Genomic DNA, 13,450 nt, shown 5'->3' with positions numbered 1-13,450 from the left:
ACCAAGCAGCATTTAAAGAAAAGCGTATTAAATTTCTTGAGAATCAACTCGCACAATTAAACAACGTTGCATGATTGTGTATAAGGTAGGTTAGAATTTGAAGTATTTAAAAATTGGAATTTATTTGGGATTTATGATTTGAATTTTGGAAATTTATTGTCATCGTCTCATTATGCAAATAAAACCGGGTGAGTACTCGAAACAACATTTCATGATTGCCTTGAAACTCGTTCTAAAAATGCTTAATCAACAACCCGGTAATCTCCCTCAAATTGTCAAACCATTTCGGATTCAGCGGCCACATTTCCTCGATTTCCCCGTCGATTTCCTCTGCAAACACGCGGGCCTGGCTCCTGTCCAAATCGCTTTGAATGTAGATTACTCCGATGTCCTCTTTTTTGGCGAAATCCACAAGTGCTGCCATCCGTTGCGGCGTGGGTTCTTTACCACCGGGTTCCAGCGAGTACTGAATCAGCCCGTATTCGCGCGCGAAGTAGGAAAGACTGGGATGAAACAGGATAATCTGCCGACCTTCAAAATTCGCCAATTTGTCCCTGAGTTCCGCATCCAGCGCTTCAACTTTTTGCACAAACCGGCTTAAATTTTCCTGATATTCTTCTTTCTTTTCGGGATTCAACAAAACAAGTTCCTCAGTAATGTGGCCGGCCATTTGGTTCACCAGTGTTGGGGAAAGCCAGGTGTGTGGATTGATTCCTCCGGTGGAACTTTTTTTACCCGACGGAAGATATTCATCCGTAATTAAATCCAGCCCTTCCGAAAGATTCACAACTTTCATGTTCCGGTTGGCCTGTTCAATTTTTTCTTTCCAGGAAAATTCGAAGCCAATGTATCCAATACGGAACCAGACTTCTGAACGGGCGATATCTTTCAGTTGCGAAGGAATTAAAGTAAAATCGGCAGGACTAGCACCCGGAGGCAGCAAAACGTTAATTTCAAAATCGTTCCCGGCAATTTCTTCCACAAAAGTTTTTACGGGCAAAATGCTAACTGTTACCACAGGTTTTTCTTCCGCTTCATTTTTATTCTTCTGTGAACCACACGCCAAAAGCATTGCAGTTAAAAAAATTACAAGTGTTTTTGTTGCATTTGACATCATTCCCGAATATAAGATTAGTTTGCCGAATGTACGTTTTATTTTACAACTTTATAAATCCCTTAGAAAGTACCGGGCATGCTGACTCGGAAGGCCCAGCACCACTTCATCGTTACCGATCCCTCCGTGTCTTCGCGACTCGGGACATCCGAATGACAAGGTCGGAACTACATTTTTGTAGCAGGTTGAAAATACATTTCCACAAACCGATAAAAGCGAGTAAGGCAATATGGAAGGTTTGACCCCCATTTTGGCCAGATTGTGCATAATTGCAGTAACCACTGCCGGTTTGAGATAAATGATGTACAAATCGGGTTTTAGCCAGGGTTCCATATCTTCCGTCAGCCCCAGGTTTATGTGGGTAATTCCATCAAGTTTTGGAATTTCTTTTAATGCATTCAGAATAAACTGAACAGGAATTCCATTATTTTCTGAAATAGTCTGTGCGAGCAATGTGTCGTCTTTGTCAAAACCAACACTTCGCCGGGCACCCGGGCAAACCAGATTTTCGCCGGTTACCCTGATCGGAGCATCGAACGAAAGGTTCACCGCTTCGCATAATTTAAGCCGCTTTGTAGAAATGTCAATTGATTCGGAAGGCTCCCCGTTTATATTGATTCCCGTGCATTTGGAACCAAAAATATTTTTTAATTCACCAATCATTTTTGCAATTCTTTCAGTTCAAACATATTCCCGCTTCTATCCCAAATAAAATAAGTATCACTTCGCCCCGGATTTATTTTTATTTCGGTTTTGCAGCCCAGTTTTCTGGCCTTATAAAAAACAGTATTGCTGTTATGATACTCCAAGCAAAGATGAGGGAAGGTCTTTCTCCCCTTCTCCGGGTAAAGAAATATTTCCAACCCCACATCATCCTTCTCCATAAAATAAACATCAATTTTTTTCTCTTTTCCAAAAAATTTCAATGAAATACCGGCATCCATCAAAAACTTTCTTTTCAAACTGAATTCCAAAATATCTTCGTAAAAATTTTCGATTTCCTCCGAATCATTTACCGATAAAGCCACATGATTTAATTTCATTTTTTCAACGTTTAATTCGCAAAATTATATAAACTTTTGTTTATTTTGCAAATTATTTGGAATTGGTTTAAATAAAAATTGCGTACCATGACTGAAGTATTCATTTCAACATTGAAACAAACAATGATGATAACCGCTTTCGTGTTATTTATGATGGTGGTTATTGAATACATTAATGTACAAAGCCGGAATCTTTGGGCAGAAAAATTACAAAAATCACCCTTCCTGCAAATCATTATTGCTGCCCTTCTCGGCATTACACCGGGATGTATGGGCGCGTTCACCGTAGTTAGTCTTTACACGCACCGAATGATGGGATTGGCGGGACTTGTAGCCGTAATGATTGCCACCTCGGGCGACGAAGCGTTCGTAATGCTTTCCCTTTTCCCGGGCAGAGCATTGTTGTTAAACGGAATTATGCTTGCCATTGCCATAGTTGCGGGTTGGGTGGTACATCTTTTTGAACACAAAAAACCAGCGGATGAAATTCATGGCTTCGAAGTGCACGAGGAAGATATTTGCCGTTGCTTCGACAAAACAATCGTTTTTCCCCAGCTAAAAAGAATTACTTTTGAACGCTCTTTGCTCATAATTTCCACATTTCTTTTTACACTAATGATTGTTATTGGAATCCTTGGTCCCCATGAATGGAACTGGAAAAAATTTACGTTTCTCCTCGGAGCATTGTTCTTGCTTTTTGTATTCATAACGGTTCCCAACCATTTTTTGAAAGAACATTTATACAACCATATTCTGAAAAAACATTTGCTGCGTATTTTCCTCTGGACATGGGGCGCTTTTCTGGTGTTGCACTTTGTTGAATCGAATCTGGCACTTACCAACCTGATGGAAAACAACCAGACAGTAGTATTGCTTATTGCAGTTCTTATGGGAATTATCCCTGAATCGGGGCCTCATCTGTTTCTCGTTACACTATTCTCGCAAAACCTGTTGCCTTTCAGCATACTGCTTGCCAACTCAATTGTGCAGGACGGGCACGGAATGCTTCCGCTGCTGGCTGAATCGAGAAAAGATTTTGTGAAAGTAAAAGTGATTAATTTGCTGGTGGGTCTGCTGGTGGGTTATTTACTACTTGTTTTTAATATCTAAATTTTTTAATGCAATGGAAAGAAAAATAATGCCTACAACTTGGTTTTTGTGTTTTCTCGCTCTCACCATTCTTTTGAATTTTCTTATTGGGGAGAAAAAAGTAATTCCCTTTCCTTACAATCAATTTGGGTGGATTCCTTTAGTTTTGGGAATAGTGTTCAATCTTTGGACGGACAATCTTTTTAAAAAACACGAAACAACGGTAAAGCCGTATCTGAAACCATCCTGTTTTATTACAAAAGGTCCGTTCTGCATCAGCCGGAATCCCATGTACCTCGGCATGCTGCTCATTCTTACAGGCACTGCAATTTTATTGAAATCTGTTCTTTTACTTTCTTCTTCATTATTGTTTGTGTTTGTTATGGAAGGTTTTTATATCCGTAAAGAAGAACTGTTTATGACAGAGCAGTTTGGAGAAAACTTTTTGAAATACAAACGAAAAGTTCGCAGGTGGTTGTAAATTTGAATAGTTTGAAATATGTGTTTATTTAAAAAATTAAATTAGTAGAAATGAAAATGCCAATCGTTATATATGGATCTTCAATTTTAAGAAAAAAAACATTTGAGCTGGACGCCGGTGATGACTTTGTTCAAATGGCTGAGAACATGAAGGAAACGTTAAAAAACGCAGATGGAATTGGGTTGGCCGGGCCACAGGTTGACTTGCAAAAAAGCCTTTTTGTGGTGGATACCACTCCTTTGGAAGGTGGCGGAATTGAACCCATTGAGAAAGTTTTTTTGAACCCGGTAATCCTGAACCACGACGACAACACAACATGGTACAGCGAAGGATGCCTGAGCATTCCCGGAATATTTGAAGAGGTGAATCGTCCCGAGAAAATAGAGGTGCGTTATCGCGACCTGAATTTCGATTGGAAGGGGGAAACACTGACAGGGTTGGAAGCCCGCATTTTCCAGCATGAGTACGATCACTTGCAGGGAATTCTTTTTGTGGACAGGCTCAATGCTCTCAGACGAAAACTAATCAGAGGTAAACTCAAACAAATTACGAAACATAAATAGTACTCCATATTTTGGAGTTTTTCTAATTTAATTTCAAAATTGATTTTATTTTAAAAGATCATAAGTTAAATTTGTCCTCAAAGTCAAAACATTTAAACCAATAAAAAAAAAATTACTCAGTTATGAACGAACAACTTGAAAAACAACCGCAATCGGCCCAACAAATTCCTCCACCCAATTATCTGGTTTGGGCAATTCTCACCACTATTTTATGTTGTCTTCCGTTTGGAATTGTTTCCATTGTTTATGCCGCACAGGTAAATTCAAAATGGACAGCAGGCGATTACGAAGGTGCCAAACAGTCGAGCAAGAACGCAAAAATATGGGCCTGGGTTTCTTTTGGAGTTGCTCTCGCTGGCGCAATAATCTGGGCTATCCTAACACTTGTAATTGGAATTGCCGGATTAGGCCTGGATGCTTTGGCGTCGTTCAACGTTTAGCCAATGAAACGATTTTTTCAGGCAGGACTGCTGGTTGTTATTCTCGCACTGGCAGTCCTTTTTTTTCTGCTCGATCCATCGAAAAACCAACTTTTCCCCCGCTGCATTTTTCATTCACTAACTGGGTATTACTGCCCGGGATGTGGCTCGCAACGGGCCATTCACAGTTTGTTGCACCTGAATATTGCAGGAGTTGTGGGCAATAATTTTCTTTTTCTACCAGCCGTGCTCGCCATTATTTACCACTTCATTCACCCCTTTTTAAACAAAAAATTCAACTGGCGACTTCCCAATTTCTTTTACATGAAAAACACGCCCTGGGTGATTTTCGGAATTATCCTGCTTTTTTGGTTGTTGCGAAACCTGTCGGTTTATCCGTTTTCGGTGCTGGCGCCGGGGTAACATATTCACTAAAAAAGTGCAAGTTGTGGTATAAATTTTGAAAGACTTTCAAAAATAAAAGCCATGAAATATTTTTTATACCTATTTGCTGTAATCGTACTCTTATCAGCCTGTTCAAATATCAATCAAATTATAACCGTCGATGACGATTTCAAAAACGAAAAAAGTATCCGGCTCATTCAGGAATTGGAAGGATATTCTGACGAAAAACGCGGCGGACTGCGGGAAGTAGATTATATTGTAAATCTGAAAACACTTTATCTTAAACCTGATGGTCAGCAGGGAAAAGTAACTGCTGGACTCATACTGAAAACAAAGGCAAGGCCGGAAGAGCTCGACTCTCTGATTTTTATTGAAGCCGATGGAGAAAAATTTCAATTTATATCCCGTGAATATGCAGTCCGACATTTTGTGAACCGCTCAGTTTCCACAACCACTTTGGCACAAAAGAAGAAAGATAACGACAATGAAAAAACATCAACCTCAACAAAAACCACTACAACAGACCACCCCTTACAGATAATGAAACACACCATTGAAATTCCCCGCGATATGTGGAAACAATTGAGCCAGTCCGAACAAGTAAAATTTCGTTTTTATATTGAAGATGAAGGTGTAACAACTCGTTTCACTTCACGCGATCGTAAAAAATTTGCCGAACTGTTTAAAATTATTCTGGAATTTGAAAAATCGCAACACAACTCATAAATCAGTTACATAACACTATTGCTCTTTCCCGTTTTTCATCCCGAATTTGGGATCGTACCGAAGGTAATTTACAATGATAAACCCCGGAATAGTGCACAGCATCACCCAAATGAAAAAATACTGATAGCCAATCATTTCCTGAATCCAGCCGCTGATCATTCCCGGAAGCATCATTCCCAGCGCCATAAAACCGGTACAAAGCGCGTAGTGGGCGGTTTTATGCTCGCCGTCGGCAACGTAAATCATGTAAAGCATAAATGCGGTGAACCCAAAACCGTAACCAAACTGCTCGATAATGACCGAACCGGTAATAATCCAAAGACTTTCGGGTTGCACATAGGCGAGCAGAACAAACATCAGATTGGGCAGATTCATGGCCAAAACCATGGGGAGCATCCAGTGTTTCAATCCATTGCGCGATACCAGTATTCCGCCGATAATACCACCCAAAGTCAGCGCAATCATCCCGGCTGTACCATAAACAAACCCGATATTGCTGGTTGAAAGTCCCAGACCGCCCACTTCCGGATCGTCGAGCAAAAACGGGGTGGCCAGCTTCACCAGTTGCGCCTCGCCCAGCCTGAAAATCAGAATAAACACCAGCGACAACACGATTCCATCTTTTTTGAAAAAGGTAACAAACGTTTCCACGAAATCGGCCATGACCTGCTTCAGCGATTTCGATTCGCGTTTTACATCGTCAACCGGGCGGGGAAGAATAAACAGGTGCCAGATGAAAAAAGCCAGAAACAGGGCGGCGAAAATAAAAAAGGTGATGCTCCATGCCCACTGGTTATCGTCGCCTGCTATTTTTTCCATTTCGCCGGCCAGTATTACCAGCGGTCCCTGCCCGGCCAGCATGGCAAAACGGTAAAACGTATTGCGGATTCCCACAAAAAATGCCTGGTCGTGTTTCGAGAGGCCCAGCATGTAAAACCCGTCGGCAGCAATATCGTGTGTAGCCGAGCTAAACGCCATCAGCCAGAAAAAGGCAATGGTGTATTGAAAAAAATTACTTGCCGGCAGCGTAAACGCAATCCCGGCCAGTGCCGCACCAACAACCAGTTGCATCACTACAATCCAGTACCGTTTGGTTTTCAGGATATCCACAATGGGGCTCCACAACGGTTTAATCACCCATGGCAGGTACAGCCAGCTCGTGTAAAGCGCAATGTCGGTATTCGAAATATCGAGCCGTTTGTACATGATCACCGAAACGGTCATTACAAAAACGTAGGGAAGCCCTTCGGCAAAATAGAGTGTGGGAATCCATGCCCACGGATTTCGGGTTGCTGCTTTCGACATAATTATGGTTTTAACGATTTGAATTGATAGCCTTTGGAAGAAAAATGCCGAATGACATCTTCCAGAATTCTATAGAATTTATCGGTGCGTTCGGGCGCTGTTCCGGGATGAATGAGCAAAATGGCGCCTCTCAGTCCGTTGGGTTGCTGTTGCTCAAACTGCAGCAGATTGGCATATATTTTTACCGATGATTTATAGTTCTCCATTTCCGGTGTGGTGTAATCGGCGTTGGTTCCGGTGCCGGGTGTAAAGTTGATCACTTCAAGTCCCAGTTGGCGGCTCCAGTCCACAATTTGCCGGTTGTACCATTCGTAAGGAGGCATAAACCAGCGTGCTTCACCGGGTTTTATTCCGATTTTTTCCAGTTCCCGAAAATTATTTTTCAAGTCGGTTTCAAATTCAGCGAAAGAAATCAACGTGGAATCACGTTTTTCCCAGTCGCAGTAAAGCAGATGGTTGTTGGAATGAGCCCCAACATAATGCCCTTGTTCCACAATTCTTTTGGTGATATTTTTGAAATCTGGGTTTCGCAAAAAGTTTCCGGTAAAAAAGAACGAACCTTTGATCTTCTGTTTTTCCAGGACCTGCAAAACATGTTCGCCGCCTTCAAACTTGTCATCCGCCGTAAAAGCGAGATAAATAGTTTTTTCATCGGAATTGAACTGGATAACAGCACCCTGTTCGTCTTTTATTTTTTCATTTTGCTGAGCCATTTTTCGCCCGTCATTTTCCAGCGAAGCGAGATAAAAACTGAGGCTGGCAGTTCCGTCCATAGTTGGCTCGTTGGTGGCGTAATCGCCGATATCGTCATGGTAAATGGCTTTTCCGTTATTGAAAGCCGCGTATTCATCGGGATTTTGCAACGCAATTCCAATCTGGTTTTTGTGGCGCGCAGCGTCAATCGGCCCGTCAACAAGCCCGCCCGGTGTAGTCCCGCCCAGCAAAACGGTGTACGATGAATGCGGCAACATGGGTGAATCTTCTACGCCGGGGAGTCCACAAATCATCGCTGTTCCCCATGGATTGCACCCAAACAGCCAGTCGCGCAGGGCGGCTTCCATTTCGGCGAAGATAATTTTGCCGGTCTCTTCGCGGTAAAGTCTGGCCTGAGTGATGGCCGCAGCCACCAGATTGTTGGAACACCACAAAAACGGCAAACCGTAAAAAAATGGATCGTTTTCTCCACGGTCGTGCAACAGTTGCAGTCCTTTTTCGTAAAAACCGGTAAATTCTTCTCCGTTGTTCTGCATCATAAAATAGTGGCCGAGGTTCACAAACGGGTATGATTCGTAGTGTCCGGCCGTGTCGTTTTTTATCCACGGGCTTACGGGTTCCCGGTGCCCCCAGTATCCGGCTTTCTGCAAATACCTATTTTGATTTGTGAGTTGAAAAAGTTGAGTCGCTGCCAGTTGCAAGTCATCGGCATAATTTTTTTCCTCGTAATAATAAGGTGAAACATTACAGGCGGTTTGGGTGTATCCCGTGTCGGAAAGCGCGAACTCAAAGGCATCAAGCGCTTTTTGTTTCATCTGTTTCGCCATTTCCGGATCCGATTCACTGAAAAGCTGGGCAGCCAGTGCAAATCCCGATGCAAATTTTCCAGCGATGGACGAAACGCCCGTGCTGGTGTTTTTAAATTCGGCCAGTCCCTGTGGTTTTCCGGTTACGAAATAAACCGGCCGGAAACTGTCGCCCAAACCGTAATCTGCCGGGTCGTTGGTGGGCAGCCGAAACCCGATGTGGTCGCGGTCGTCGGCAATCTGGTTGTACATTTCTCCGGGCGCGGGGTTCATTTTCAGCATCCATTGCAAACCCCACTTTATTTCATCCAGAATATCCGGAATTCCGTTGGCGCCTTCATCTCCGCCGGCATCGTAAAAATCGCCCCAGATTTCAGGATATTTCTTGTATGCAAACATCATCTGAAAAATGGTATTGATGGAGGTAGTGGAATATTGCAGGTAATCGGTGGCATCGTGCCAGCCGCCGGTTACGTCGATAAACTCACCCGATCGCGTGGGATGATCGACAATGATGCCGTCGTGCAGATGGCAAGAATCTTTAAGAAACGGATTATAGCCGCACCGCTGTTGCCGGAGGTAATTGAGCAGGAAATCGGCTGTTCCGTCATAAACATCTGCGTTAATTCTGAAGTTGGGCGAACGGGTTTCACCCAGTTTCAGGTAGTAGCCACCTTCAGTTTGAAATTCAGAAAAATTAAGCCGGTAGGCGGTTGTCATGCCCCACTCTGCCGCGGGTTTTGATTCGGTTTTTCCTTTAAAAACCACCTTGTCTGTAATAGCATCTTGTAGGGTGAAATTTTTAGGACTGATTTCATCAGTAGATAGAAATACGGCTACTTTTATGGACTGCGGCTGGTAACCCAACTGGTTGATGCGGATAACTTCAACAGCATTCACAAAACTGTTTGAAAAAAACAGAAAAAGAAGTAAAAAAAGCAGGTAAAATTTTAGCTTCATTGGTTTTCAGTTTAGAATTTCTTTGACGTTGTCAGGAGCTTCGCACGCTGACAAGTCTGCAACCTGTCAACGTCTTTAGACTTGACAGCGTTAACTGAACGAAATTGAATCCAATTCCAAATTTTCATGGTTAATAGCTTTTATTCAAAACCGCATCCCTAAAATAGTGTGCTAAAATTTCCTTATACGAATATCCTTTTTCGCCCATCACGGCAGCACCAATCTGACAAAGACCAACGCCATGGCCCCAGCCGGCACCGGTGAGAACAAACTTTTGGGGAATGCCGTTTTTCTCATCCAGGTGATCGACTACAAAAGCAGAGCTGTAAAGATGCGATTTGGATAGCCACTTGCGTATTTCCAGCTCTTTGCCCACAGTAAGCGTTTTCTTAGTACCGTGAATTTTTAGTTTGATCAGCCGCGAGGAGTGGCCACGTTTTAGCGGTTCCAGTTTTACGATTTTGCCAAATTCTATCCCCGAACGTTCTTTAATCAATTCCGACAATTCCTTTTGCGAATACTCTACTTTCCAGCGGTAAAAATCGGTGGTTTTCTGGTCGAAATCAGGCAGTACCTGACTCAGGATTTTTTGGTCAGTGGTATTGCAAAACGCGTGCGGTTTGTTACGAATCCACAAGTCAGCTTCATCTTCCTGACGAAGATCCACGCAGGTGGTATCACCAAACTCCGAATCCACCACCTTGGTGAGATATCGGTGCCTTACCGGCTCCCACACATTTTCAAAGTTTTCGGAAACACCACCACAACACTTGGAAAACCGCGCATCACAGATTTTATTTTCAAACATGAGTACTTCGCCGCGGGTTTCTTCCACAGTCTGCAATGCTTTTTCAGAATGAATTTTGGTGATTCCCTGATAGCGCTGACAGTGGTCGTCGGCGCACACATCGAAAGTGGTGTGATCTTCGCGGTCGTACCAGCGGATGATTTCGTCGTGTGTTTCATGGGAGGTCTGGTAAAGGCCACCTCCTGATTTGAGCGATTTTGTTTTTTCAATCTGCGCCAGCAGCCAGCTTCGCGAAATCACGGCGTGGGCTTTCAGCAGTTCCGGCGAGCTGGTGGAGCTCATTTCCGAAGAAATCACGCTTTTCAGGTAATCTTCCAGATCAATCACATTGATGGCGCGTACATTTTCACCCTCGGGAATAAGTTTTAAAATGCCGCTGAATCGTTGATTTTCTTTTTGCTCCCAGTGAAAATCAACGCCAATGATGACGTTTTTCAATTCAAAAAATGATGCTTTCTTTTCGGGTGAAAGCGTCAGAAAATTTCCAAAATTTATTTCATTGGACCGCGTTCGAATTATAATTTGATTATTCTTTATAAGCGCAGTGTATTCACCCGCCGGAAATTTTTCCTTGTGTTCTGAATAAAAATCACAACTAATTTCGAACTTGAGTTCAAACTTTGCGATGATTCCCACTTCAATTTCAGGTTGATTATTCATAGTTCAATCTTTTTAATTTCCGATTTATCCCCACAACTTTCGAGCAATTGCCGGCTGGTTTTTTGCAACAAAGGGTGTTTCAGTTCCGGTGCAATTTCGACGAGAGGGACAAGGACAAACAAGCGCTGATGAAGCTTTGGATGAGGAATTATTAGCTCATGGGATTCAGTGCAATTGGTGTCGTAAAACAAAATATCGATATCCATTTCGCGTGAAGTGTACCTCCCGGAATGGCGCACCCGATTAAAAAGATTTTCAATTTTATGTATTTCTGCAAGCATTTCACGGGGTTCCAATTTGGTTTTAATTTGCACCACCTGGTTCCAAAAATTTTCTTTTGCACTAAACCCCCAAGGCGGCGTTTCATAAACCGAAGATTTTTGGTTAATAGTTCCCAGCTCATTTTCAATCAGGTGGTGAACTTTACTGAAATTTTCGGGTTTATTCCCAATATTACCGCCTATTCCTAAAAAAACTTGATGCATTAAACTGTAAATTTGTAATAATTTAAATTACTTTACTACCCATCTTGTAAAGATAAAGTAAGCAAAAACATAAATACAATTAAAATGAAAGAATTTTTCAAGTACGTACTGGCCACAGTGGTTGGTATTATTGCAGTTTCTGCCATTGGCTTTTTTCTGTTTTTTATGGCCATTGGCATATTAGTTTCATCGACTGAAAAACAGGTTTCGGTTCAAGATAACTCCATGCTCGTTATTAATTTAGAACGCCAAATTGTGGACAGGGCGCCCAATGACCCGTTTGAAGATCTGGAAATCCCGGGATTCACCCAAATTAAACGAATTGGCCTGGACCAAATTCAGCAATCGCTTGAAAAAGCTGTTTATGACGACCGGATAAAAGGTGTTTACCTGAAATTATCGATGACTAACGGCGGCATGGGCTCGGTTGAAGAAATCAGAAACATGCTAATTGCTTTTAAAGACAGTTGCGACAAGCCGATTTATGCTTATGGAAATACGTATGATCAAAAAGCTTACTATTTATCGACCGCTGCCGACAATATAGTTGTCCACCCAATGGGAACTCTTGATTTCAGAGGGCTCGGCGGGGAGATGATGTTTTTCACCAACATGCTCGAAAAAGTAGGCGTTGACATGCAAATCATTCGTCATGGTAAATTTAAAGCAGCTGTTGAACCGTTCATGCTCGAAAAAATGAGCGAAGAAAACCGCGAACAGCAACTCACCTACATGGGCAGCTTGTGGAATCACATGCTGAAGGGAATTTCGGAAAAAAGAAATATTTCGGTTGAAGAACTAAATGCATTGGCCGACGAAGTTCAAACCCTGAAAAAGGGAGATGACATTGTTGAAACCGGGTTGGTGGATGCTGCCAAATACAAAGATGAAGTACTCGACGACCTCCGGGAAATAACCGGGATTAAAGCCGGCAAGGGTGTTCCAGTTGTTGAAGCCGGGAAATATGCCAGTGTCGAGGTTTCTGGGAAAAGCAAACCATACAGCCGCAACAAAATGGCTGTAATTTACGCCAGCGGCGATATTGGGACCTCGATGGGCGGCGAAGTAATAATTGGCGAGAAAATTGGCCGCGAAATTCGCAAGGCCCGACAGGACAGTAGTTACAAAGCAATTGTGTTAAGAGTTAACTCACCCGGTGGCAGTGTTTTTGATTCGGAAGTGATTTGGCGCGAAGTAAAACTGGCCGCCGAAGAAAAAGCAATGGTGGTATCGTTTGGCGATGTGGCTGCATCGGGAGGATACTATATTTCCTGCCCTGCCGACCAGATTGTGGCTCATCCGAACACAATAACCGGTTCTATCGGCATTTTCGGAATGATTCCTGAATTCAGTGAACTACTGAACGAAAAAATCGGCATTTCTACCGATGTGGTTGAGACAAATGAGAACTCCAACTTCCTTTCGCTGACCCGTCCCATGACAGAATATGAGCGACAAATGATGCAGCAGAACATTGAAGATGGATACGACATTTTTATTTCGCATGTTGCCGAAGGTCGCGGAATGACAAAAGAACAAGTTGATGAAATTGGGCAAGGCCGTGTGTGGAGTGGCCAAAATGCCAAAGAAATAGGATTGATTGACGAGTTTGGCGGATTGCAGGATGCTATTGAAATAGCTGCAGAAATTGCCGGCCTGGAAAATTACCGCACAGTGGCGCTTCCGGAACAGCTCGATCCTTTCCAGCAAATGCTTAAAGCAGGCTCGGACAATATCAGAACCAGGTACATGAAAAACAAACTGGGTGAAAAATACCGGTATCTTGAATTCCTGGAAAAAGCTTCGCAAATGAACGGAATATATGCCCGCCTGCCGTATGATTTGAATGTGAATTAAACTCAGCAGAATACT

General features: G+C 42.8%; 14 protein-coding genes. 7 read left to right on the top strand and 7 right to left on the bottom strand.

The window, feature by feature from the left end; all coding sequences use genetic code 11:
• Positions 1-232: 232 nt before the first annotated feature.
• From BUC07_RS15260 to BUC07_RS15250, 3 genes are read right to left on the bottom strand one after another with little or no spacing between them, the layout of a single operon-like run.
• Positions 233-1,117, bottom strand: coding sequence for a metal ABC transporter solute-binding protein, Zn/Mn family (locus tag BUC07_RS15260; RefSeq protein ID WP_083578288.1), 885 nt, complete (start codon positions 1,115-1,117; stop codon positions 233-235).
• Between the two features lie 48 nt (positions 1,118-1,165).
• Entirely contained in the window at positions 1,166-1,777 is a 612-nt protein-coding gene (locus BUC07_RS15255) for a DUF169 domain-containing protein (RefSeq protein WP_073171361.1), read from the bottom strand.
• The gene (locus BUC07_RS15250) at positions 1,774-2,157 is read right to left on the bottom strand and encodes a VOC family protein (RefSeq protein WP_073171358.1); all 384 of its coding nucleotides are present in this window, start codon (positions 2,155-2,157) and stop codon (positions 1,774-1,776) included. The genes BUC07_RS15255 and BUC07_RS15250 overlap by 4 nt, the downstream gene beginning before the upstream one ends.
• A gap of 87 nt (positions 2,158-2,244) precedes the next feature.
• Here BUC07_RS15250 and BUC07_RS15245 point away from each other — a divergent pair, with 87 nt between their 5' ends.
• The 6 genes from BUC07_RS15245 to BUC07_RS15220 all read left to right on the top strand — a co-directional run bounded on the left by BUC07_RS15245 (position 2,245) and on the right by BUC07_RS15220 (position 5,840).
• Positions 2,245-3,267 carry a putative manganese transporter gene (locus BUC07_RS15245; protein ID WP_073171356.1) on the top strand — a complete coding sequence of 341 codons (1,023 nt, stop codon included), beginning with the start codon at positions 2,245-2,247 and terminating at the stop codon, positions 3,265-3,267.
• A 13-nt stretch (positions 3,268-3,280) separates the two neighbouring features.
• A complete protein-coding gene (locus BUC07_RS15240; protein ID WP_073171353.1) occupies positions 3,281-3,727 on the top strand; it encodes a methyltransferase family protein in 447 nt (148 codons plus the stop codon).
• Positions 3,728-3,777: 50 nt separating this feature from the next.
• The gene (gene def, locus BUC07_RS15235) at positions 3,778-4,290 is read left to right on the top strand and encodes a peptide deformylase (protein WP_073171350.1); all 513 of its coding nucleotides are present in this window, start codon (positions 3,778-3,780) and stop codon (positions 4,288-4,290) included.
• Positions 4,291-4,412: 122 nt separating this feature from the next.
• A complete protein-coding gene (locus BUC07_RS15230) occupies positions 4,413-4,730 on the top strand; it encodes a CD225/dispanin family protein (protein ID WP_073171347.1) in 318 nt (105 codons plus the stop codon).
• A 3-nt stretch (positions 4,731-4,733) separates the two neighbouring features.
• Complete coding sequence (locus tag BUC07_RS15225) at positions 4,734-5,132, top strand: DUF2752 domain-containing protein (protein ID WP_073171344.1); 399 nt, start codon at positions 4,734-4,736, stop codon at positions 5,130-5,132.
• Between the two features lie 63 nt (positions 5,133-5,195).
• Positions 5,196-5,840: a hypothetical protein gene (locus BUC07_RS15220; RefSeq protein ID WP_073171341.1), complete on the top strand. Its 645-nt coding sequence runs from the start codon at positions 5,196-5,198 to the stop codon at positions 5,838-5,840.
• Between the two features lie 15 nt (positions 5,841-5,855).
• On the opposite strand, the gene BUC07_RS15215 is transcribed toward BUC07_RS15220, so the two are convergent.
• The 4 genes from BUC07_RS15215 to folK form a co-directional block, all read right to left on the bottom strand.
• Complete coding sequence (locus BUC07_RS15215) at positions 5,856-7,145, bottom strand: AmpG family muropeptide MFS transporter (protein WP_073171337.1); 1,290 nt, start codon at positions 7,143-7,145, stop codon at positions 5,856-5,858.
• 2 nt (positions 7,146-7,147) lie between these two features.
• Entirely contained in the window at positions 7,148-9,625 is a 2,478-nt protein-coding gene (locus tag BUC07_RS15210; RefSeq protein ID WP_073171334.1) for a bifunctional glycoside hydrolase family 9 protein/polysaccharide deacetylase, read from the bottom strand.
• Positions 9,626-9,755: 130 nt separating this feature from the next.
• The gene (locus BUC07_RS15205) at positions 9,756-11,093 is read right to left on the bottom strand and encodes a SpoIID/LytB domain-containing protein (protein WP_073171331.1); all 1,338 of its coding nucleotides are present in this window, start codon (positions 11,091-11,093) and stop codon (positions 9,756-9,758) included.
• Positions 11,090-11,578 (bottom strand): 2-amino-4-hydroxy-6-hydroxymethyldihydropteridine diphosphokinase, encoded by a 489-nt coding sequence (gene folK / locus BUC07_RS15200; RefSeq protein WP_073171329.1) that lies wholly within the window; start codon positions 11,576-11,578, stop codon positions 11,090-11,092. Before folK ends, BUC07_RS15205 begins: the two co-directional genes overlap by 4 nt.
• An 84-nt stretch (positions 11,579-11,662) precedes the next feature.
• Between folK and sppA the strand changes: the two genes are divergently transcribed.
• Complete coding sequence (gene sppA / locus BUC07_RS15195; protein WP_073171326.1) at positions 11,663-13,435, top strand: signal peptide peptidase SppA; 1,773 nt, start codon at positions 11,663-11,665, stop codon at positions 13,433-13,435.
• The last annotated feature ends 15 nt before the right edge of the window (positions 13,436-13,450 follow it).

It is taken from the genome of Tangfeifania diversioriginum (assembly GCF_900141875.1).
Classification (GTDB): domain Bacteria; phylum Bacteroidota; class Bacteroidia; order Bacteroidales; family Prolixibacteraceae; genus Tangfeifania; species Tangfeifania diversioriginum.
Note: the sequence above shows the minus strand (reverse complement) of the source record. Positions and strands in the feature narration are given on the sequence as shown.

Bases quoted from the DNA above. Each gene is read 5' to 3' on its own strand.
- BUC07_RS15205 (WP_073171331.1), bottom strand. From the start codon at position 11,093: ATGAATAATCAACCTGAAATTGAAGTGGGAATCATCGCAAAGTTTGAA.
- BUC07_RS15260 (WP_083578288.1), bottom strand. From the start codon at position 1,117: ATGATGTCAAATGCAACAAAAACACTTGTAATTTTTTTAACTGCAATG.
- BUC07_RS15215 (WP_073171337.1), bottom strand. From the start codon at position 7,145: ATGTCGAAAGCAGCAACCCGAAATCCGTGGGCATGGATTCCCACACTC.
- BUC07_RS15255 (WP_073171361.1), bottom strand. From the start codon at position 1,777: ATGATTGGTGAATTAAAAAATATTTTTGGTTCCAAATGCACGGGAATC.
- BUC07_RS15220 (WP_073171341.1), top strand. From the start codon at position 5,196: ATGAAATATTTTTTATACCTATTTGCTGTAATCGTACTCTTATCAGCC.
- def (WP_073171350.1), top strand. From the start codon at position 3,778: ATGAAAATGCCAATCGTTATATATGGATCTTCAATTTTAAGAAAAAAA.
- BUC07_RS15250 (WP_073171358.1), bottom strand. From the start codon at position 2,157: ATGAAATTAAATCATGTGGCTTTATCGGTAAATGATTCGGAGGAAATC.
- BUC07_RS15230 (WP_073171347.1), top strand. From the start codon at position 4,413: ATGAACGAACAACTTGAAAAACAACCGCAATCGGCCCAACAAATTCCT.
- BUC07_RS15240 (WP_073171353.1), top strand. From the start codon at position 3,281: ATGGAAAGAAAAATAATGCCTACAACTTGGTTTTTGTGTTTTCTCGCT.
- BUC07_RS15225 (WP_073171344.1), top strand. From the start codon at position 4,734: ATGAAACGATTTTTTCAGGCAGGACTGCTGGTTGTTATTCTCGCACTG.
- BUC07_RS15210 (WP_073171334.1), bottom strand. From the start codon at position 9,625: ATGAAGCTAAAATTTTACCTGCTTTTTTTACTTCTTTTTCTGTTTTTT.
- BUC07_RS15245 (WP_073171356.1), top strand. From the start codon at position 2,245: ATGACTGAAGTATTCATTTCAACATTGAAACAAACAATGATGATAACC.
- sppA (WP_073171326.1), top strand. From the start codon at position 11,663: ATGAAAGAATTTTTCAAGTACGTACTGGCCACAGTGGTTGGTATTATT.
- folK (WP_073171329.1), bottom strand. From the start codon at position 11,578: ATGCATCAAGTTTTTTTAGGAATAGGCGGTAATATTGGGAATAAACCC.